The 19,805-nt window shown below is 67.0% G+C and carries 19 protein-coding genes; 12 read left to right on the plus strand and 7 right to left on the minus strand.

The window, feature by feature from the left end:
• The first annotated feature begins 4 nt into the window (after positions 1-4).
• The 3 genes from ABKS89_RS13950 to ABKS89_RS13960 all read left to right on the plus strand — a co-directional run bounded on the left by ABKS89_RS13950 (position 5) and on the right by ABKS89_RS13960 (position 4,339).
• A complete protein-coding gene (locus ABKS89_RS13950; protein ID WP_348589002.1) occupies positions 5-1,360 on the plus strand; it encodes a DUF1329 domain-containing protein in 1,356 nt (451 codons plus the stop codon).
• Positions 1,361-1,585: 225 nt separating this feature from the next.
• A complete protein-coding gene (locus ABKS89_RS13955) occupies positions 1,586-2,929 on the plus strand; it encodes a DUF1254 domain-containing protein (RefSeq protein ID WP_348589001.1) in 1,344 nt (447 codons plus the stop codon).
• A 3-nt stretch (positions 2,930-2,932) separates the two neighbouring features.
• Positions 2,933-4,339, plus strand: a complete 1,407-nt coding sequence (locus ABKS89_RS13960) for a DUF1254 domain-containing protein (RefSeq protein ID WP_348589000.1) — start codon at positions 2,933-2,935, stop codon at positions 4,337-4,339.
• A gap of 6 nt (positions 4,340-4,345) precedes the next feature.
• Here ABKS89_RS13960 and ABKS89_RS13965 read toward each other — a convergent pair whose 3' ends face one another.
• The 3 genes from ABKS89_RS13965 to ABKS89_RS13975 form a co-directional block, all read right to left on the minus strand.
• Entirely contained in the window at positions 4,346-4,888 is a 543-nt protein-coding gene (locus ABKS89_RS13965; RefSeq protein WP_348588998.1) for a GNAT family N-acetyltransferase, read from the minus strand.
• Between the two features lie 93 nt (positions 4,889-4,981).
• Entirely contained in the window at positions 4,982-6,268 is a 1,287-nt protein-coding gene (locus tag ABKS89_RS13970; protein WP_348588997.1) for a glycosyltransferase, read from the minus strand.
• 86 nt (positions 6,269-6,354) lie between these two features.
• On the minus strand, positions 6,355-7,287 hold the full coding sequence (locus ABKS89_RS13975; RefSeq protein WP_138216994.1) for a GntR family transcriptional regulator: 933 nt from the start codon (positions 7,285-7,287) through the stop codon (positions 6,355-6,357).
• Positions 7,288-7,486: 199 nt separating this feature from the next.
• Here ABKS89_RS13975 and ABKS89_RS13980 point away from each other — a divergent pair, with 199 nt between their 5' ends.
• The 9 genes from ABKS89_RS13980 (at position 7,487) to ABKS89_RS14020 (ending at position 16,128) form a co-directional block, all read left to right on the plus strand.
• Positions 7,487-8,536, plus strand: a complete 1,050-nt coding sequence (locus tag ABKS89_RS13980; protein ID WP_138216993.1) for a polyamine ABC transporter substrate-binding protein — start codon at positions 7,487-7,489, stop codon at positions 8,534-8,536.
• A 103-nt stretch (positions 8,537-8,639) separates the two neighbouring features.
• The gene (locus ABKS89_RS13985) at positions 8,640-9,512 is read left to right on the plus strand and encodes an ABC transporter permease (RefSeq protein WP_081518266.1); all 873 of its coding nucleotides are present in this window, start codon (positions 8,640-8,642) and stop codon (positions 9,510-9,512) included.
• Positions 9,505-10,311 (plus strand): ABC transporter permease, encoded by an 807-nt coding sequence (locus ABKS89_RS13990; RefSeq protein ID WP_192401976.1) that lies wholly within the window; start codon positions 9,505-9,507, stop codon positions 10,309-10,311. Before ABKS89_RS13985 ends, ABKS89_RS13990 begins: the two co-directional genes overlap by 8 nt.
• Positions 10,304-11,383: an ABC transporter ATP-binding protein gene (locus ABKS89_RS13995; protein WP_348588996.1), complete on the plus strand. Its 1,080-nt coding sequence runs from the start codon at positions 10,304-10,306 to the stop codon at positions 11,381-11,383. The genes ABKS89_RS13990 and ABKS89_RS13995 overlap by 8 nt, the downstream gene beginning before the upstream one ends.
• Before the next feature lie 48 nt (positions 11,384-11,431).
• Positions 11,432-12,736: a nucleotide disphospho-sugar-binding domain-containing protein gene (locus tag ABKS89_RS14000; protein ID WP_138216990.1), complete on the plus strand. Its 1,305-nt coding sequence runs from the start codon at positions 11,432-11,434 to the stop codon at positions 12,734-12,736.
• Positions 12,729-13,109 carry a cupin domain-containing protein gene (locus ABKS89_RS14005; protein WP_348588995.1) on the plus strand — a complete coding sequence of 127 codons (381 nt, stop codon included), beginning with the start codon at positions 12,729-12,731 and terminating at the stop codon, positions 13,107-13,109. The genes ABKS89_RS14000 and ABKS89_RS14005 overlap by 8 nt, the downstream gene beginning before the upstream one ends.
• A 118-nt stretch (positions 13,110-13,227) precedes the next feature.
• Positions 13,228-13,572: a cupin domain-containing protein gene (locus ABKS89_RS14010; protein WP_081518261.1), complete on the plus strand. Its 345-nt coding sequence runs from the start codon at positions 13,228-13,230 to the stop codon at positions 13,570-13,572.
• 4 nt (positions 13,573-13,576) lie between these two features.
• A complete protein-coding gene (locus ABKS89_RS14015; protein WP_348588994.1) occupies positions 13,577-14,629 on the plus strand; it encodes an aminoglycoside phosphotransferase family protein in 1,053 nt (350 codons plus the stop codon).
• A complete protein-coding gene (locus tag ABKS89_RS14020; protein ID WP_138216987.1) occupies positions 14,626-16,128 on the plus strand; it encodes an aldehyde dehydrogenase family protein in 1,503 nt (500 codons plus the stop codon). Before ABKS89_RS14015 ends, ABKS89_RS14020 begins: the two co-directional genes overlap by 4 nt.
• Positions 16,129-16,135: 7 nt before the next feature.
• On the opposite strand, the gene ABKS89_RS14025 is transcribed toward ABKS89_RS14020, so the two are convergent.
• The 4 genes from ABKS89_RS14025 to ABKS89_RS14040 form a co-directional block, all read right to left on the minus strand.
• Positions 16,136-16,732 (minus strand): GNAT family N-acetyltransferase, encoded by a 597-nt coding sequence (locus tag ABKS89_RS14025; RefSeq protein ID WP_138216986.1) that lies wholly within the window; start codon positions 16,730-16,732, stop codon positions 16,136-16,138.
• Between the two features lie 111 nt (positions 16,733-16,843).
• Positions 16,844-17,518, minus strand: a complete 675-nt coding sequence (locus ABKS89_RS14030; RefSeq protein ID WP_348588993.1) for a polysaccharide lyase family 7 protein — start codon at positions 17,516-17,518, stop codon at positions 16,844-16,846.
• A 97-nt stretch (positions 17,519-17,615) separates the two neighbouring features.
• Positions 17,616-18,302 carry a response regulator gene (locus ABKS89_RS14035; RefSeq protein WP_348588992.1) on the minus strand — a complete coding sequence of 229 codons (687 nt, stop codon included), beginning with the start codon at positions 18,300-18,302 and terminating at the stop codon, positions 17,616-17,618.
• Between the two features lie 52 nt (positions 18,303-18,354).
• Positions 18,355-19,677, minus strand: coding sequence for a CapA family protein (locus tag ABKS89_RS14040; RefSeq protein WP_348588991.1), 1,323 nt, complete (start codon positions 19,675-19,677; stop codon positions 18,355-18,357).
• Positions 19,678-19,805 lie beyond the last annotated feature (128 nt).

The following is a 19,805-nucleotide window of genomic DNA, read 5'->3' on the forward strand; positions in this document are numbered from 1 at the left end:
CCCCATGCACCTTTCGAAAATTTCCGCCCTGGCGCTGGCCATGGGCCTGGCGTTCTGCGCCCATGCCGCCACTCCTGCCACTCCCGCCACTCCCGCCGACCTCGGCAGCAGCCTGACCCCGGTCGGCGCCGAGCAGGCAGCCAACGCCGACGGCAGCATTCCCGCCTGGGATGGCGGCCTGAAACCCGACGCCGGGCAGGTCGACGCCAAGGGCGGCTATGCCAACCCCTACGCCGCCGAGCAACCGCTGTTCACCATCACCCCAGCCAACGCCGGGCAGTACAGCCAGTGGCTCAGCCCCGGCGAGCAGGCGATGCTCAAGCGCTATCCCAATACCTACAAGATCAACGTCTATCCCAGCCACCGCAGTGCGCGGCTGCCCGACGAGATCAATGCCGCGACCCGCGACAACGCCGCCAATGCCAAGCTCGCCGACGGCGGCAACGGCGTGCTGAACTACCAGCGCGGCGTGCCCTTCCCGCTGCCCAAAGAAGGCGTCGAGGCGATCTGGAACCACATCACCCGCTACCGCGGCGGAAGCATCGAGCGCACCTTCAGCTCGGCCAACGTGAAGGAGAACGGCGTCTACAGCCTGGTCCGCTCGCAGACCGACATGAACTACGCCGAGACCGTCGACGACCTGCCGCAGGGCGCCAACCTGCTGTACCTGTTCAAGACCCGCGTGCTCGAGCCGGCCCGACTCTCCGGCGAAGCGGTGCTGACCCACGAGCCGATGGACCAGCTGGCCGAGCCGCGCGCGGCCTGGCAGTACATCCCCGGCCAGCGCCGGGTGCGCCGCGCCCCGCTGATCGCCTATGACAACAGCGCGCGCTACAGCGACGGCATGGTCACCGCCGACAGCCTCGACGGCTTCAACGGCGCGCCGGACCGCTACGACTGGAAGCTGGTGGGCAAGCAGGAACTGTTCGTGCCCTACAACAGCTTCCGCCTGTACGATCGCTCGGTGAAATACGCCGACATCCTCAAGACCGGCCATCTGAACCCCGACCTCGCGCGCTTCGAGAAGCACCGCGTCTGGGTCGTCGAGGCGACCCTCAAACCGGGTGCGCGCCACGTCTACAGCAAGCGCCGCTACTACCTCGACGAGGACAGCTGGAACATCCTCCTCGGCGAGCTGTACGACAGCCGCGGCGAGCTGTGGCGCAACTACCAGTCCCACGCCATGCCTTACTACGACAAGCAGTTCACCTTCGAGGCGCTGGCTGCCGCCTATGACCTGATCAGCGGACGCTACTTCGTCAACGGCCTGATGAACGAAGAGAACAGCGGCCTGAAGACCGGCCAGCACGCGAAGATGAGCGACTACACTCCGTCCGATCTGCGCCGCTGGGCCAAGTAGCGTTGTGCTCCTTTCCCCGGCCGGGCGTGGCCGGGGTTCTTGCGCCATCCCGGCAAGCTGGGGATGGCGTCGTTGTTCCGGCAGCGGTCAAGCGGCAGCCCGCCATGATCGCTTTTTGTCCGCTGGTGCTGGCCGCCGTCCACGCGGGATGCCGCACTCTGGCCCGACACCCGCCGTCGGCGCCGCATGGCCGGGCGGTCCAACAAGAAGAACGAGGAAACCCCCATGCGCCACTGGCTGCCCGCACTCGCCATCCTGCCCCTGTTCGCCGGCCACGCCTGGGCCGCCGCGCCCACCGCGCAGCAGGCCCGCGACCTGGCCGAGCAGGCCTACCTGTTCAGCTTCGCCACCGCCGAGCACGGCAAGACCCTGCAGGCGATCGCCGCCAAGCTGCCGGTCAATTACCTGTACAACCGCACCACGCTGCTCGGCCCGGAAGACCGCACCGTGGTCTCGCCGAACAACGACACGCTGTATTCCTACGCGCTGCTCGACCTGCGCGAGCACCCGGTGATCCTCGAGGTGCCGGCGGTGCCGCAGCGTTACTACAGCTTCCAGCTGATCGACATGCGCACCGACAACCTCGAGTACATCGGCACTCGCGCCACCGGTCGCGCGGCCGGCAGCTTCCTGATCGCCGGCCCCGACTGGGACGGCAAGACGCCGGATGATTTCCACGGCAAGGTGATCCGCTCGCCCAGCCGCATCCTCTTCCTGCTCGGCCGCACCGCCGTCGATGGCGAGGCGGACATCGACGCCGCCAAGGCCGTGCTGGACGGCTACAAGCTGCGCAGCACCAAGCCTACCCTGCTGCCGCACAAGCTGGACGTGCCGCCGTACCAGCCGACCAAGGAGGGCCCGGCGCAGAACGCCTTCGTCGACTTCAACGCGCTGTCCGCCTGGCATGCCTGGAACCCGCAGGAACAGGAGCGCCTGGCGCAGTTCGCGCAGATCGGTGTGGGCACCGGCAAGCCCTTCGACCCCGCGCAACTGCCGGCGGATATCGCCCAGGCCGTGGCCCAGGGCGCGGAGGACGGCCGCAACAAGGTTCTGGCCGCCACCGAAGGCTTCTCCAAACCGAGCAATGGCTGGCAGAAATTCCCCGCCAACATCGGCCATTACGGCAGCGATGACCTGACCCGCGCGGCCGTGGCTTGGAAGTACCTCTACGCCAACGACGCGGTCGAGGCGATGTACCCGGTCACCCACGTCGACGCCGATGGTCAGCCGCTGGATGGCAAGCGCAGTTACCGCCTGCACTTCGCCCCCGGCCAGTTGCCGCCGGTGGACGCCTTCTGGTCGGTCACCCTGTACGACGGCAAGACCCAGATGCTCTCGGCCAACCCACTCAACCGCTACACGCTCAACAGCGAAGGCGGCCTGAAGCAGGATGCCGATGGCGGCCTGACCCTGAGCATCCAGCATGACCAGCCCGCCAACAGCGACAACTGGCTGCCCGCGCCGCAGGGACCGTTCAACCTGATCCTGCGCATGTACCTGCCGCAGGAGAAAGCGCTCAAGGGCGATTACCAGCCGCCGGCCGTGCAGCCCGTCAACAGCCAGGAGTAAGCCATGAACCCGATTCTGACCCGCCGCCGTTTCCTCGGCGCCAGCGGTGCGCTCGGCTTCGGCCTGGGCTGCGTGCCGAACTGGTTGCTGGCCGCCCCCGCCGAGCTGGAAAGCGACCCCGCCGTGTTCCAGGACATCGTCCGTCAGGCATGGATCTACGCCTACCCGATGCTGATGCACTACCAGACGATGCAGAAGCAGGCGCTGAACCCGGCATCGCCCGAGTACGTCGGCGGCTTCGGCGTGTTCCGCCACTACAGCGAACTCTTCACCCCGAAGAACCGCGACGTGGTGACCCCCAACAACGACACGCCGTACTCCTGGGCCTGGCTCGACCTGCGCGCCGAGCCCTGGGTGCTCAGCGTGCCGGCAGTGAGCGATGACCGCTACTACGTGCACCAACTGGTGGACCAATACACCTTCAACTTCGGCTATGTCGGCGTGCTCAGTACTGGTCGCGAGGCGGGCGACTACCTGATCGCCGGGCCGAACTGGAAAGGCGAGACGCCGGCCGGTATCCGCCAGGTACTGCGCAGCGAGACGCAGATCGCCATGATCCTGGGCCGCACCGGCCTGCGCAGCGCCGATGACCTGCCGGCGGTGCGCGATCTGCAGCGCCAGTATCGCCTGCGCTCGCTGCATGAGTTCGCCGGCAAGCCCGCGCCTGCTGCCGCACCGGCGGTGCAGTGGCTGCCCTGGGAACTGCCGCGGGATCTCGGCGCGGGGTTCATCCCGCATCTGAACCAGATACTCGCCTTCTGCCCGGTGGACCCGAGCGAGGTCGAGCTGCGCCAGCGCTTCGCTCGCGCCGGTATCGGTGCGGGGCTGCCGTTCAACCCGGCCGCACTGAGCACGGCCCAGCGCCAGGCACTGGCCGCCGGTATCCAGCAGGGTGTCGAGGAACTGAAGGCCAAGGGCGCCACGCTGCGTTCATCGGCCGGCCTGTTCGGCACCCGCGCGGCGATGCACAACGACTACCTGAGCCGCGCCGCAGCGGCCGCCAGCGGCATCTACGGCAACAGCGTGGAAGAGGCGATCTACCTGGGCAGCCGCAAGGACAGCGCGCAGCAGCCGCTGCAGGGCGGGCAGCGCTACCGGCTGCGTTTCGCTCCGGGGCAGTTGCCGCCGGCCAGGGAGTTCTGGTCGCTGACGCTCTACGATCTGCCCGACCGCCAGTTGGTCGACAACCCGATCCAGCGTTACTGCCTGAGCAGCCGCGATCCCCTGGTGCGCGACGCCGACGGCGGGGTGACGCTGTACATCCAGGCCGACTCGCCCGGCCAGGATCATCAGGCGAACTGGCTGCCGTCGACCCGGCAGGGGCCATTCAACCTGATCCTGCGCATCTACGGGCCGGAGCAGCCGGTAGTGGCCGGGCAGTGGACCCTGCCGGGCGTCGAGCGGGTCTGATCTCGGCTAGCTGCCCGCGGCGCTTGCCCAGCGTTCGCGCGGCAACTCATAGCAGAGCCAGGACGCGGGCGTGCCGGAGAGGTCCAGTTGCGCCTGGTACGCCAGCATCGCGCCCAGCTTGGCCGTGCCTTTCTGCGAGCGGATATTGCTCGGCGCGATGTGGAACCACACGCGCTCGAAATGCTGGAAGGCATGGTCGAGCATCAGCGTCTTCAGTTCGCGGTTGGTCGCGCCGCCCCAGTAGTGGTGGTTGATGAAGGTGAAGCCGATGCCGATGTCGGCCGGCTGGTCCGGCACCGGGTAGTAGCGCGAGCAGCCGATGGCCTCGCCGTCTTGTCGGTCGAGGATCAGCAGGCAGCCGCCGGCCTGTACCAGGAACTGGAAGTAGGGCTCGAACACCTCACGGCGATAACGCTCGGTGGCCGGGTGGCCGGCCCAGGTTTCCGGTGAACTGGCGGCGGCGAACAGCGCGTCGAAATCATCGGTGCGCAGCGGGCGCAATTGCAGGGTAGCGCCGAGCAGGGTCGGCTGGTCATCGAAGGCGGTCATGCCGGGCTCCAGGGTGGCTGGAGCCCAGCTTACGGGTGGAATGGCCTGTTGCCGAGTGCCAATCGCTGGCGCTTCGACGGTGCCAATCGGCCCTCAGTCGGCGCAGATGCCGAGGATCGCCCGCGCCGCCGCCTCGGTGCCGCGCGAGGCCTGCATCTGTTCGCGCACGGCGGTCAGGCGTTGCGCCATGGCCTGGTCCGCGAGCAGTTCGGCGAGGGCGGCGGGCAGCGCCGCCAGCGGATCCTCGAAGCGCGGCAGGTAGCGCGCCACGCCGACTTCCTCGGCGCGCCGGGCATTGTCGTGGCCGTCCCAGCAGTAGGGGATGATCACCGACGGCAGGCCGAAATACAGCGCTTCGCAGAAGCTGTTGTTGCCGCCGTGGTGGATGAACAGCTGGCATTCGCGCAGCACCGCCGGCTGCGGATACCAGCTGTCGAGGTAGACGTTGTCCGGCACCGTGTCGTAGTGCTCGCGGTAGGCGCCGACGTTGATCAGGAAGCGGTAGGGCAGCTGCGCCACGGCGTCGATCAGCCGGCGCATCATCGCCACGTCGGCGGCACCCAGGCTGCCGAAGCTCACGTAGATCAGCGGCGCGTCGTCATGCCGGGGGAACTGCGGCGGGATGTACGGCGCCTCGCTGCGCACGCAGCCGTCGAGGTATAGGTAGCGCTCGGCTGGCAGCGAATTTTCGCGCTCGTAGCGCACCGGCGTGGGCGACAGCAGCAGGTTGAGCCAGGGTGAGTCCTCGAGGAACTGGCCGGCGGGCAGGGCGGGGTGGCCGCACTCGGCGAGGAAGCGGGCGAAGCGTTCGTGTGCCGGTCTGGTCGCCTGCAGGTAGTGCTCGCGGTAGGCCGAACAGGCCTGTGCATCGCTGCTGCTGGCACCGGAAAGGTAGGGCGGCACGGCGGCGTCTGGCAGTTCGGTTTCCGCGCAGGAGACCATGCGCACCCAGGGGCAGCCGGCGGCGGCGATGGCCGGGAAGCTGACCACGTTGTCCAGCACGATGGCGTCGGGCTTGAGCCGGGCGAGCAACTGCTGCAGCGGCTTTTCCGACTCGATGGCGGTGTCGATGATGGCTTCCCAGGCCGGCGCCACGTAGCTGTCGATCTGCGCCAGGGGCGGCTGGTCGAAGTAGGGCACGTTGCGCTCGATGAAGCGCTCCCAGTAGTGCTGATGGTCGGCGGCGGAGAGCGGTGAGTCCAGCTGCAGCGGGTACTCGGCGAAACCGTACTCGGCGAAGATGCCCTGGAAGTGCGCGTGGCAGATGAACACCGGGCGGGCGCCGAGCTCGCGCAGGGCCTGGGCGATGCCGATGCAGTTCAGCGCGGCGCCGAAGCTGGCCTCGGGGAAGAAGGCGATGGTTCTTGTTCTTTGCGTCATGGGCACATCCGGGTGTTGCTCACGGGCACTGCGTGAAACTGATACTGCATTTTTTCGTTAAAAAAAACACCGTGAGGTAAAAATAATCAGCGACGCCCCAGGGCGAACGACTGCGGAATCCCGCGGTTGGCGGTCTGCGGACGTTGCGCGAAGGACAGTCGCAGGTGCAGGCGCATCAGGTCGGCGGCGACCTCCAGCTGGCCGCGCTCGATCTGCTCGATGATCCGCAGGTGCTCGCGCAGGGCTTCCTGCAGGCGGTGCACGCTGACCATCGGCAGCAGGTTGGGCAGCCGGCGCAGGCGCTGGTGCTGCAGCAGGGCGTCGCCGACGAAGCGGTTGCCGCAGCCCTGGGCGATCAGCTCGTGGAAGCCGATGTCCAGCTCGCGGAACTGCGCCACGTCGAAGCGTTCGATGGGTGCGCCGAGCAGGTCTTCCATGGCGCCGCGCAGCAGGGCGAGGCGCGCCAGGTCGGGGTCGAAGCCGGGCGCCAGCAACGCTTCGGGCTCGAGGATCAGCCGGTAGCGCAGGCTGTCTTCCAGCGCCGCGAGGTTGTTCAGCAGCGGGCGGAAAGACCAGCTCTGCCCGGCGCCGCGTTCCAGCACCTGGTCTTCGCTGAGTTGCGCCAGCACCTTCTGCGCGGCGGCGCGGCCGATGTCGTAGCGGCGCATCAGCTCGCTGGCGCTGAGGCTGTTGCCCAGCCGCCCGGCCATGCGGTCGCGCAGCACCGAGGCGGCCAGCGCCTGTTCCTCGGCCTGGGGCAGGGCGGGGCCGAGGACCTGGGCGGAAGGGTCGGCGGCGAGGCGATAACCCTTGCCCGGCTCGTGGGCCACCAGTTGCTGCTCCAGCAGCAGGTCCAGCCCTGCGCGGATCAGCGTGCGCGACACGCCGAAAGTGCGCGCCAGTTGCTGCTCGGACAGGCCGTCGCCGTCTCCCAGTCCGGTGTCCTGGGCGTGCTCGATGATCCGCCGGGCCAGTTCCAGGTGGTTGGTGCGCGGTCTTTTCTCGGTGTCCTTGCTCAAGCGGCTTCTCTCCAGCAGGCCCCGGCAGGCGTGTCGCCGCAGGGCGACCCCTTATGCCACAGCGTGGGTGGTCCAACAAGAATGCAAGAAATGGTTGACTTCGCCAGTGGTTCGGTTTTTATTTTGAAAAAAAGACATGTAGTACGCTTTTCGTTCCGCTGCCGTCGACACAACAACAACCAATCGTCAGGTGCGCAAGATGAAGCTGAAGACCATGCTCTACGCAGGGGCAACCCTCGCGCTCACGCTGTCCGCCACCACGGCCAGTGCCAAGGATCTGGTGATCTCCATCTGGGACGGCTACATGGCCCCGGACAACCTGGAGAAGTTCCAGAAAGCCACTGGCCTCGAAGCCGACAAATCCCTCCACGCCACCAACGAAGAGATCATGGGCAAACTCATGGCCTCCGGCGGCGAAGGCTATGACGTGGTGTTCGTTTCCTCGCCCTTTGCCGAGATCCTGCACAAGCAGGGCCTGCTCGCCGAGATCGATCCGGCCAAGGTGCCGAACCTGAAGAATCTCTACCCCGAAGCGCAGAAGCTCGAGTACGACGTCGGCAACCACTTCTCCGTGCCTTACACCTGGGGCACCACCGGCATCTGCTACCGCTCGGACAAGGTCAGCCCGGCGCCTTCCAGCTGGAGCGACCTGCTCAAACCTTCCGACGCCCTCAAGGGCAAGACCACCATGCTCGCCACCGACCGCTGGCTGCTGGGCGCCGGCTTCCTCGCCAACGGCTGGTCGGTGAACGACGGCAACCCGGAGCAGATCAACGCGGTGCGCGACCAGCTGATCGCCACCAAGAAACGCCTGCTGTCCTTCGACGACACCACCTTCTACTCCAAGCTGGCCTCGGGTGAGGCGCTGATGGCCCACGCCTGGGACGGCTGGTGCAACTACGGCACCCAGGCCAACGAGTCGATCAAGTTCGTCGTACCCAAGGAGGGTTCCGACCTCTGGGTGGACACCATGGTCGTGCTGAAGAGCTCGAAGAACCCCGACGCCGCCTACCGCTTCATCAACTACATGCTGGAGCCGGCGAACCACGCGTGGGTCGCCGAGAACATCCTCTACAAGGTGCCCAACCAGGCGGCGATGGCGACGCTGAAGCCCGACCTGCTGGCCAAGTACCCGAACCTCACCACCACGCCGGCCGAACTGGTCAAGCAGCAGCAGTTGCGTGATGTCGGCGGTTCGACGCAGAAGGCCTACACCCGCGCCGTGACCGAGATCATGGCGGCGCAGTAAGGCCGCTCGCAGTAAGACCTAAAGGGCGTCGCGCTGGCGCCCCGCAACCCTCTCCGGAATAACCCTGAAGCACCCCGCTGGCGTGGGGTTGGGGGAACTACGCATGACCGCTTTGTCCGCCGACCGGAAACTCTCGGCCTGGCTGCTCGCGCCCGGCCTTGGCTGGCTGGCCCTGTTCCTGCTGCTACCGTGCCTGCTGGTGCTGGTCTACAGCTTCCTCGAACGCGGTGCCTATGGCGGCATCGACTACGTGTTCACCTGGGAGAACTACCGCCGCGCGGTGGACCCGCTGTACCTCGACATCCTCCTGCGCTCAGCGAAGATCGCCGGCCTCGCCACGCTGTTCGCGGTGCTCATCGGCTACCCGGCGGCCTACGCCATCACCCGCAGCACGCCACGCCGGCAGGCGGTGTTCCTGTTCCTGGTGATGCTGCCGTTCTGGAGCAACTACCTGATCCGCACCTACGCCTGGATCGTGCTGCTCAACCGCGAAGGCCTGCTGAATCGCCTGTTCAATCTGCTGGGCTACAGCGGCGAACCGATCAGCCTGCTGTACACCGACGCCACCGTGGTGCTCGGGCTGGTCTACAACTACATCCCCTTCGTCATCCTCGCCATCTACAGCTCGCTGTCGCGCATCGACAACGAACTCTGGGAAGCCTCGCGGGACCTCGGCGCTTCCGGCTGGACCACTTTCCGCCGGGTGATCCTGCCGCTGTCGGTGCCGGGTGTGGCCGCCGGTGCGGTGTTCGTCTTCGTGCTCTCCATCGGCAACTTCATCACCGCCGATCTGCTGGGCGGCAAGCAGGTGCAGATGGTCGGCAACCTGATCTACGCGCAGTTCCTCACCGCGCGCGACTGGCCGTTCGGCGCGGCGCTGAGCTTCTTCCTGATCGGCATCATGATGCTGCTGCTGTTCATCCAGGCCATGGTCTCGCGCCGGGCCCAGGGTGCGGAGGGCGAACGCCATGCGTAACTCATCCGGCATCGCCCTCGGCGCGCACCTGTGGCTGGTGTACGCCTTCCTCTATGTACCGATCCTGGTATTGATCCTGCTGTCGTTCAACGCCAGCGGCCTGCCCACCGCCTGGGGCGGCGCCTCGCTGAAGTGGTACGCCAAGCTGCTGGCCAATGCCTCGATCCAGCACGCAGCGCTGAACACCCTGATCGTCGCGCTGACTTCCACCTTCATCGCCTGTGTGCTCGGCACGCTGCTCGCCCTCGGCGTGGAGATGCGTGCCCGCAACAACCCCGGCAAGAAGGGCGCGAACCTTGCCGACACGCTGCTGATGGCGCCGATGATCATCCCCGACATCGTCCTCGCCATCGCGCTGCTGAGCTTCTTCAACCTGCTGAAGATGAGCCTGGGGCTGCACTCGATCATCCTCAGCCACGTGGTGTTCAACATCGCCTTCGTCTGCGCGGTGGTGCGCACGCGGCTCAAGCACTTCGACTACTCGATCCTCGAAGCCTCCATCGACCTGGGCGCCGGCTGGTTCACCACCGCGCGCCGCGTGCTGCTGCCGGCGATCTTCCCCGGCGTGATGGCCGGCGGGTTGCTGGCGTTCACCCTGTCGGTGGACGAATTCATCATCGCCTTCTTCAACTCCGGTTCCGGTAGCGCCTCCACCACGTTGCCGATGCAGATCTACTCGATGATCCGCTTCGGCGTGACCCCGGAAATCAACGCCCTCGCCACCCTGGTGATGCTGGTCAGCTTCACCGCGCTGTTCGCCTCCCAACGTCTGAACAAGGTGCCCAAAGCCCATGACTAAGTCATCCGACCTGCTCGTGCTGGAGCAGGTGAGCAAATCCTATGGCGAGGGCCTGACGGCGGTGGACCAGGTGTCGCTGAGCATCCGCGAGAACGAGTTCTTCGCGCTGCTCGGCCCGTCCGGCTGCGGCAAGACCACCCTGATGCGCATGATCGCCGGCTTCGAGACGCCCAGCTCCGGCGCCATCTACCTCAACGGCCAGGACATCTCGCCGCTGCCGCCGAACAAGCGCCCGCTGAACCTGATGTTCCAGTCCTACGCGTTGTTCCCCAACATGACCGTGCGCGGCAACATCGCCTACGGCCTGGAGATGGAGAAGCTGCCAGCCGCCGAAATCCGTCTGCGCGTCGATGCGGTGCTGGAGACCGCGCAGCTCGGCCCGTTGGCCAATCGCCGGCCGGACCAGCTCTCCGGCGGCCAGCGCCAGCGCGTCGCCCTGGCCCGTGCGCTGGTCAAGCGCCCGCGCGTGCTGCTGCTGGACGAACCCCTCGGCGCGCTGGACAAGAAGCTGCGCGAGAAGATGCAGCTGGAACTCAAGCGCCTGCAGCACGAGAGCGGCATCACTTTCATCATGGTCACCCACGACCAGGAAGAAGCCCTGGTCATGTCCGACCGCATGGCGGTGCTGCGTGACGGCAAGGTCTGCCAGTGCGGCAGCCCCAGCGAGCTGTACGAGAACCCGGGCAGCCGCTTTGTCGCCGACTTCATCGGCGTCAGCAACCTGATCGAAGGTCGCCGCGTGGGCACCAACCGCCTGCAGGCCGGCGACCAGGTGCTGAACATCGAGACCACCGCCGAATCCAGCCCGGAGAGCGTGACCCTGGCCTTGCGTCCCGAGCGCCTGCGAGTGCTCACCGACGCCACGCCCGCCACCGACAACCAGATCCACGGCGAGGTGGCCGAAGTGGCCTACCACGGCCTGGACACCAACCTGCACGTGAACACGGCGCTCTCCAGCAAGCCGCTGATCGTCCGCGTGCCGTCCTCGGACTACGACTTCTTGCGCCTTGCCGCCGGCATGCCGGTGCGCCTGGGCTGGGATGCGCGGCACGGCCGCGTGCTGACTCACTGATCGCCTAAGAACAAGACTAATGGGCCTGCCCCATGAACGGAGAGCACCATGAGTAGTGAACGCAAGGTCATCGCATTCTTCCCCGAGGCCGCCTACGGCCCGGCCCTCAATTCAGTAGGTATCGCCCAGGCCTGCGAGGCGATGGGGCACAAGGCGGTGTTCCTCACCGATCCGGGGATGACCGGGGTTTATTCCGCCTACGGCTTCGAGGAGCACTACGTGAACATGTCCGAGCCGATGCCGGCCGAGGAGATGGCGCGCTACTGGACCGACTTCATCAACGGCCACATCCCCAACTTCCGCAAGGCGCCGATCGACCAGCTCGACAACTACGTGAAGGAGTGCTGGGAGGCCATCGTCTCCACCTCCAAGTGGGCGCAGAAGGAGCTGCCGGCGATCCTCGAGCGGATCAAGCCGGATCTGATCTGCGTCGACAATGTGATCCTCTTCCCGGCCATCAAGCACTACGGCAAGCCCTGGGTGCGGATCATCTCCTGCTCGGAAAACGAAGTGCACGACCCGGACATCCCGCCGTACCTGTCGGGCATGAGCGTCGACGACAAGGACGGCCACGCACGCTTCCAGAAGCGCTTCGAGGAAGTGATCGCGCCGATCCATGCCGACTTCAACGACTTCCTCGCCGAATGCGGCGAGCGGCCGTACCCGCTGGGCACCTTCTTCGAAGAGTCGCCGTACATGAACCTGCTGCTCTACCCGGACCCGGTGAAGTTCGAACGTCGCCACCCGCTGCCGGCGCGGCAGTTCCATTACCTGCAGGGCTGCGTGCGCACCGACAAGCCCTACGAGATTCCGCAGTTCAAGGCGCACAACGACAAGCCGCTGCTGTATGTCAGCTTCGGCAGCCTGGGTTCGGGCGATGTGGAGCTGCTCAAGCGTCTGGTCACCACCATCGGCAAGCTGCCGTACCGCGCGCTGTTCAACGTCGGCGAGCACGTGGAGAAGTACACCGACCTGCCGGACAACGTGATCGTATCCAACTGGTACCCGCAGCCCTCGGTGATCGCCCAGGTCGACGGGGTGATCCACCACGGCGGCAACAACAGCTTCACCGAGTGCCTGTTCTTCGGTAAGCCGGCCATCGTCATGCCCTACGTCTGGGACGGCCACGACAACGCCATGCGCGCCCAGGAAAGCGGCCACGGCCTGCGCATGGACCGCTACGACTGGAGCGAGGAAGACCTGGCGCGCAACATCGCCCAGCTGCTGGGCGACCAGCTGATGCAGGGGCGCCTGGCGCGCACCAGCGACTACATGCGCTCGCGCAAGGGCCCGGAAGATGCCGCGCGCATCCTCGACCAGCTCGTCCAGGGCAAGGCGGTGAACCATGCCTGAGTTCAAGGCTGCTTCCTTCAATGGAGAGAGCACCGCGCCGCACATCCTCGGCACCCGTGACTATGACGACCTGGTGGATTGGGGCGTGCAGTCCGACGCGCTGGAGGGTGTCTCGCACTCCAGCGGCCGGCTGCTGTTCAAGGGCCCGAACAACAGCCCGGAAACCGGCCTGTGGGTCTGCACCCCCGGCCGCTGGCGGCTGTCGATCCCGCGCGACGAGCTGTGCCACTTCGTTGCCGGCCGCGCCACCTACCGCTCCGACGAGGGCGAGGTGATCGAGGTCGAGCCCGACACCCTGGTGCTGTTCCCGGCCGGCTGGACCGGCGAATGCACCGTGCACAGCACCTTGCGCAACCTCTACATGCTGGCCTGAACCCGTAGGACGCATAACGCCACAAGCGTTATCCGCCGTCGATTTCCACCCGAACCCATCGGCGGATAACCGCAAGCGGTTATTCGCCCTACATGCTTCGACTCATCAGGAGTGAACGATGAAGACCCCCGTTATCTACCGCCCCCTGCAGGTCACCGAACTCAAGGACTGGGGCGTGATCCCGACCATGCTCGAAGGCGAGTCCCATGTCAGCGGCGTGGTCCTGCACAAGGGGCCCGAAGGCCAGTCCGAATGCGGCATCTGGCATTGCACGCCGGGCAAGTGGTTCTGCCACGTGACCAGCGACGAGTTCTGCCACTTCCTCGAAGGCCGCTGCACCTACGTGCACGAATCCGGCGAGGTGATCGAGATCGAGCCGGACACCGCAGCCTTCTTCCCCAAGGACTGGAAGGGCGTGTGCACCGTGCACGAGACCATCAAGAAGGTCTACATGATCCGGTGATGCCATGAACCTGCCTTGCGAAACCACCCGTGCCGCCGCCCGCGAGACCTTCCTCGCCGGCAGTGGCCTGGCCGGCGCGGCGATCACCGCGCTACCGGCGGACGCCTCGATGCGGCGCTACTTCCGCCTCGACGGCAAGGGACTGCTGCTGATGGATTCGCCACCCGGCGCCGAGCCGCTGGCCCCTTACCTGCGGGTGGCGCAGCTGCTGCGCGACTGCGGGCTGTCGGCGCCCAGCGTGCTGGCCGCCGACCGCGAGCTGGGCCTGGCGCTGGTGGAGGACTTCGGCCAGGCCACTTACACCCGGTTGCTTGCCGATGGTCATGACGAGGTGGCGCTGTACCGCCTCGCCGTGGACGCCCTGGTGCGCCTGCACCGCGCGGGCCCCCAGGCCGCCGAAGGCGTGGCGGCCTATGACGGACAGAAACTGGGCGACGAAGCGGTACTGTTCATCGACTGGTACGCGCCTTTGCTGGTGGGCGACAAGGCCGCCGCGAAGCTGCGCGAGCGCTATCTGGCGGAATTCGCCGCGCTCTGGCGCGATGTATCCCTGCGCCGCGAAGTGCTGGTGCTGCGCGACTACCACGTCGACAACCTGATGCTGCTGGAGGGCAGGGCGGATGTGGCCGCGTGCGGGCTGCTGGACTTCCAGGACGCGCTGTTCGGCGCGCCGGCCTACGACCTCATGTCCCTGCTCGAAGATGCGCGCCGCGACATTCCCGAAACCCTGCGCGTGACCCTGCTCACCCAGTATCTCAGCCAGCGCCCGGAAGTGGACGGCCGGCGCTTCATGGCCGATTTCCAGGTGCTTGCCGCGCAGCGCCACGCCAAGGTGCTGGGCATCTTCGTGCGCCTGGCCAGGCGCGACGGCAAGCACGGCTACCTCAAGCATCTGCCGCGCGTGCTGCGGCTGTTCCAGCGCGCGCTCGACAGCGAACAGCTGCGCCCGTTGGCAGCGCTGCTCGACGCCCATCTGCCGAACTGGCGCCAGCCGCTGGAGAGCGACGTGCTTGCCCAGCGCCTGGCTTCATCCGAATCCCTGCGGAGCATTCCATGACCGACTTTCACGTTGATTTGCCCCTGCGTTTCATCGGCCCGCATTACCAGGGCGTGGCGACGCAGCGCCTGCGCGACATCATCAACCCCGCCGACCTCACCCCGGTCGGACGCATCGCCCTGTGCGACACGGAAGACGTGGACGCCACCATCGAGGCGGCCAACGCCGCCCAGCGCGAGTGGAAGCGGGTGGACGCGAAGTCCCGCGCGGCGATCCTTCACCAGCTGGCCAATACCATCGAAACCGACCAGGTGACCCAGCGCGAAGTGGCGCGGCTGATGACCCTGGAAATGGGCAAGCCGTTCCCCGAAGCCATGGGCGAGCTGGCCAACTGCGCGCCGATCTTCCGCTATTACGCCGAGATGGCCCGTGACGAGGCCGGCAAGGTCGCCGGTACCACGCAGCTCGGCTCGTTCCAGCATGTGCGCTACGAGCCCTACGGCGTCAGCGTGCACATCATGCCGTTCAACTTCCCCATCCTGCTGATGTGCTGGACCCTGGCCGCCTCGCTGGCGGCGGGCAACGCCTGCATCGTCAAGCCGGCGGAAAGCACCACGCTGTGCACGCTGAAGTTCATGCAGCACTTCAAGGTGCTGCCGGCGGGGATGGTCAGCTGCGTGCCGGGCGACGCCAGCACCGCGCAGCGCCTGGTGCAGTCCGAGCGCACCCACGCCGTGGCCTTCACCGGCAGCGTCGCCGCCGGCAAGGCGGTGGCGGTGGCCTGCGCCGAGCGGATGAAACCGGCGGTGATCGAGGCCGGCGGCAGCGACCCGATGATCATCTCCCGCCACGCGCCGCTGGAAGTCGCGGCGGCCGGCGCGGTGACCGCGGCCTTCCACCTGAGCGGGCAGATCTGCACTTCGGCGGAGCGTTTCTATGTGGTGGATGAAGTCCATGACGAGTTCGTCGCGCGCTTCGCCGAGCGCACCCGCGCGTTGCGCATCGGCCACGGCCTGGAGCGTTCCGAGATCGGCCCGATGGTCAGCGAGGCGGCCCGCGCCAAGGTCATCCGCCTGGTGGACGACGCCATCGCCAAGGGCGCCACGCTGGTCTGCGGCGGGCGCATTCCCGAGCAGTTCCCGGTGGGCTGGTACTACGAGCCGACCATCCTCACCGACGTCACCCCGGCCATGGCGATCTTCCACGAGGAGTGCTTCGGCCCGGTGGCGGCGATCTGCAAGGTAAAGGACTTCGACGAGGCGGTGCGGCTGGCCAACGACTCGCCCTTCGGTCTGGGCGCCTCGCTGTTCTCCACCGACCTGGCCGAAGCCATGGAAGCGGCGGACCGCCTGGAAGCGGGGATGGTCTGGGTGAACAACCCGCTGATCGACAACGATGCGTTGCCGTTCGGCGGCTGGAAGATGTCCGGCATGGGCCGTGAACTGGGCCGCCAGGGGCTGGATGCGTTCCGCCGCTCGAAGATGGTGATCATCGACCACCAGCCGCAGATCCACTCCTGGTGGTACCCGTACAGCGACGAGGTGTTCTACCAGGGCTGAGTGGCTGTCAGGTTGGGGCGCGGCCGAGCCTTTCCAGCAGCCGTGCCTTCACCTCCGGCCACTCGCTGTCGATGATGCTGAAGCGCACCGAGTTGCGCTTGCGGCCGTCGGGCATGATGCGCTCGTGGCGGACGATGCCTTCCTGCACCGCGCCCAGGCGCAGGATGGCGGCGCGGGATTTCTCGTTCAGCTCGTCGGTGGTGAACTGCACGCGCACGCAGTCGAGTACCTCGAAGGCGTAGGTGAGCAGCAGGAGCTTGGCCTCGCTGTTGATCGGCGTGCGCTGGGCCGACAGGGCCAGCCAGGTGTGGCCGATCTCCAGCTTGCGGTTGGCGCGGTCGACCTTCCAGAAGCGGGTGCTGCCGACGATCTTCCCGGTGCGCCGGTCGAGGATGGCGAAGGGCAGCACGCTGCCTTCCTCCAGGCCCTTTTCGGCCTTGGCGATATAGCCCGCGACGGTATCCGGGCCGGGCACCACCGTGACCTTGAGGTTCCACAGTTCGCCATCGGCGGCGGCGTCGAGCAGCGCCTGCGCGTGTTCCGCGCGCAGCGGCAGGAGTTCGACGTGCTGGCCTGTCAGATGGGGGCAGGTGAGGGCGGACATGCGAATGGGCTCTGGATGGGACGCCCTCACAGCCTACCGGATGCCGACGCTTTTCTGTAGGAGCGGGCCATGCCCGCGAACAGCGCCTGTAAGGCGCCGCTTTCCCCGCGCTCACGCGTGCCTGATCTGCAGGTCCTTGATCACGCACACCGAAGCATCGCTCGCCAAGGTCGTGTCGGTGAAGTCGATCTGGTTGTAGACCCCGCCGTGGAAATCGAACACCCGCGCAGCCCAGCTGACATCCAGCGGCATCGACGGCACCGCCGAATTACGCCCGTTGCAGCTGGCCTGCACCGTCAGCATCAGGCTGGACGTGGCGAGGATCAGGATGTCGAACTCCGCCCCCAGCGGCACGTTGTCCAGCACCGTGCTGTTCACCGGCGTGGTCTGGTTGAAGTTCTGGCGGAAGCCCATGGTCAGCTTGCCCTTCTGCCAGAACACCTTGAGCAGCGGGCTGTCGTCGTCCTTCACGTGCATCTGCGCCACCACCACCTTCTGTGCCGAGTTCACCTGGGTGACCTTCATCAGTTGGTGGTTCACGTGCTCGGTGGCGCCGCTCAGGGCCCAGTAGATCGGTTCCTTCCATTCGCAGCGGGTGCGGTGGACGCTCTTGCTCGCCACGCCCCTGGTCGGCGCGGTGAGTTGCAGGCTGCCGTCCGGCAGGCGGGTGACCAGGTTCGGGTACTGCGCCAGCGCCTGCGGGCCTGGAATCTCGATGGAGACGGTATCGGTCGGGGTCTTGCCCACGGGCAGGGCGATATTGAGATTGTCGATGCTGACGGTCATGCCGGGCACTCCTGCGGCGGTGAGGGTGCTGGTTTGACTGGACGGGGTTCCCCACGAGACGAATTTTCGGCCGGGCGGTCATGCTGACGAAGCGCTGTCAGCCGACGAAGCGATAGCCCTTGCCGCGCACCGTGACGATCAGCGGCCGCAGCGGGTCTTCGTCGAGCTTGGCGCGCAGGTGGGCGACGCGCACGTCTACCGAGCGGTCGACGCCGTCCCAGGTGATGCCGCGCAGGGTCAGGAGCAGCTCATCGCGACTGAGGGTCTGGCCGGCGTGGGCGACGAGTTGCCAGAGCAGGTCGAACTCCGCGCCGGTCAGGTCGATGCGCGAGTCGTTGCGCCGCACTTCGCGCTGGCGGGCGTCGAGGATCAGTCCCGAATGTTCCAGCCGCTCCGCCGGCTCGGCGGCGCTTCGCGGGCGGCGCAGCAGGGTGCGTACGCGGGCCAGCAGCAGACTGGGGCGCACCGGCTTGCAGACGTAGTCGTCCGCGCCGTTCTCCAGGCCGTCGATCTGCTCGGTGTCTTCGGAGCGCGCGCTGAGCATGAGGATCGCGCCCTGGTACTGCGGGCGGAGGCGCCGGCAGATGGACAGGCCATCTTCGCCGGGCAGCATGCGGTCGAGGATCACCAGGTCCGGGCGCTCGTCCAGCACCCGCTCGGCGGCGCGTGCGCCATCGGATTCGATGCCGGCGCAGAGGCCATGGTGTTCGAGGAAGTCGCGGGTGAGGGCGGCGAGGCGCAGGTCGTCCTCGACGATGAGAATGCGTGGGCTGGTCATGGGCATCGCAGAAGAAAGAAGGGCGCCGGGCAGCTTGTGGCCGCCCGGCGCTGCGGCATCAGAGTGTGACGCGCGCAATCGAGCCGTCCACCGACAGCCGAGTACCGTAGGGTTCCGACAGCGCGGCGAAGCGCTGCAGGATCGCTTGTGCGTGTTCGCCTTCGGCCAGGCGTGGGCGGCCACGGCGGTGTACCGCCTCGCCCAGGCCCAGGCTCACCGGGTGCAGTTCAATGCCGGTGAGGCGGCGGCCGTCGAACTGGCAGACCGGCACCAGGCTTTCCCAGAAGCGCGTATCGGAGGGGAAGCTGCGGGTGTCGTTCTGGGTGCGCTGCAGGAACACCTTCGAAGGCGTCTGGTTGCGGTCCACGCGGAATTGCTCGTAGCTGTCCGCCGGCAGGCGCTCCACCAGCTCGTTCTGGCCGATGAAGTTGCCCAGGCTGTAGAAGATCGGCTTGCCGTTGTAGATCTCCATGCCGCGCAACAGGTGCGGGCCGTGGCCGACCACGATATCGACGCCAGCGTCGATCATGCGCCGGGCAACCGGCTGGATGAATTCGGCGGCCACTTCCAGGTCCCACTCACCCTTGGCGTCGTGGCCCAGTTCGTGGGCGTGGATGCTCAGCACCACCACGTCGGACAGCGTCCGTGCTTCCTCGACCCAGCGCAGGATGTCGTCCATGTCCTTCTTGCGCGGCAGGGTGCGCAGGCGCGCGCTCTCGCCCTGGCGGAACAGCAGCGGGGTGAAGGGGCCGAACACCGCCAGCGACGGATCGGGAATCGGGTGGGCGAAGCCCAGGTCCACCGCGCCCTGGTACAGGCGGTCCAGGCCGAGGCTGGCGATGATGCCGCGCATCGCTTCCATCTGCGCGCCATCGAGCTGGTGCACGGTGTCGTAGCGCAGCGGGTTGAGACCGGGGCGGCCGGGCATGTCGCGGGTCTGCTCGCTGGCTTCCTGGCCCTTGCCGAAGGTGGAGGTGCAGGCCAGCAGCGAGACGGTGCCGGCAGGCTTGGTGCAGTACACCGGGCGGCGGGCTTCCTCGAGGTTGCGGCCGGTGCCGGCGAACAGCAGCTCGCGCTTGTCCATCTGAGCGTGGGCGGCCTGCAGGCCGGCGATGCCGTAGTCCAGGCTGTGGTTGTTGGCGGTGGAGAACAGGTCGATGCCGCCGTCCACCAGCTCGTCGAGAACCCACGACGGCGCGCCGAAGTGCGAGCCGCCGCTTTCCAGCACGGCGTCGCCCTGGAAGTCGTTGGGCAGTACTTCCAGGTTGGTGAAGCTGACGTCGGCGCCGCGCAGCAGGTCGAACAGTGGGCGCAGGGTTTCGTCTTCGCGGCTGTTCAGGCGGCGCTGCAGGATGCTGTCGCCGGTCAACGCAATCTTCATGGTCCACCTCAGGGTCGGGGAATCGCTGATGGCGGCGGACTTTAGGGCAATGCGCGGCTTGGGTCGGCTGAATCCTGGGTATCGTGATAGCCGTCGGTTATCACCCGCAGAGCCGCACCCGCAGAGCC

It is taken from the genome of Pseudomonas sp. LABIM340 (genome assembly GCF_040017195.2).
Taxonomy (GTDB): domain Bacteria; phylum Pseudomonadota; class Gammaproteobacteria; order Pseudomonadales; family Pseudomonadaceae; genus Pseudomonas.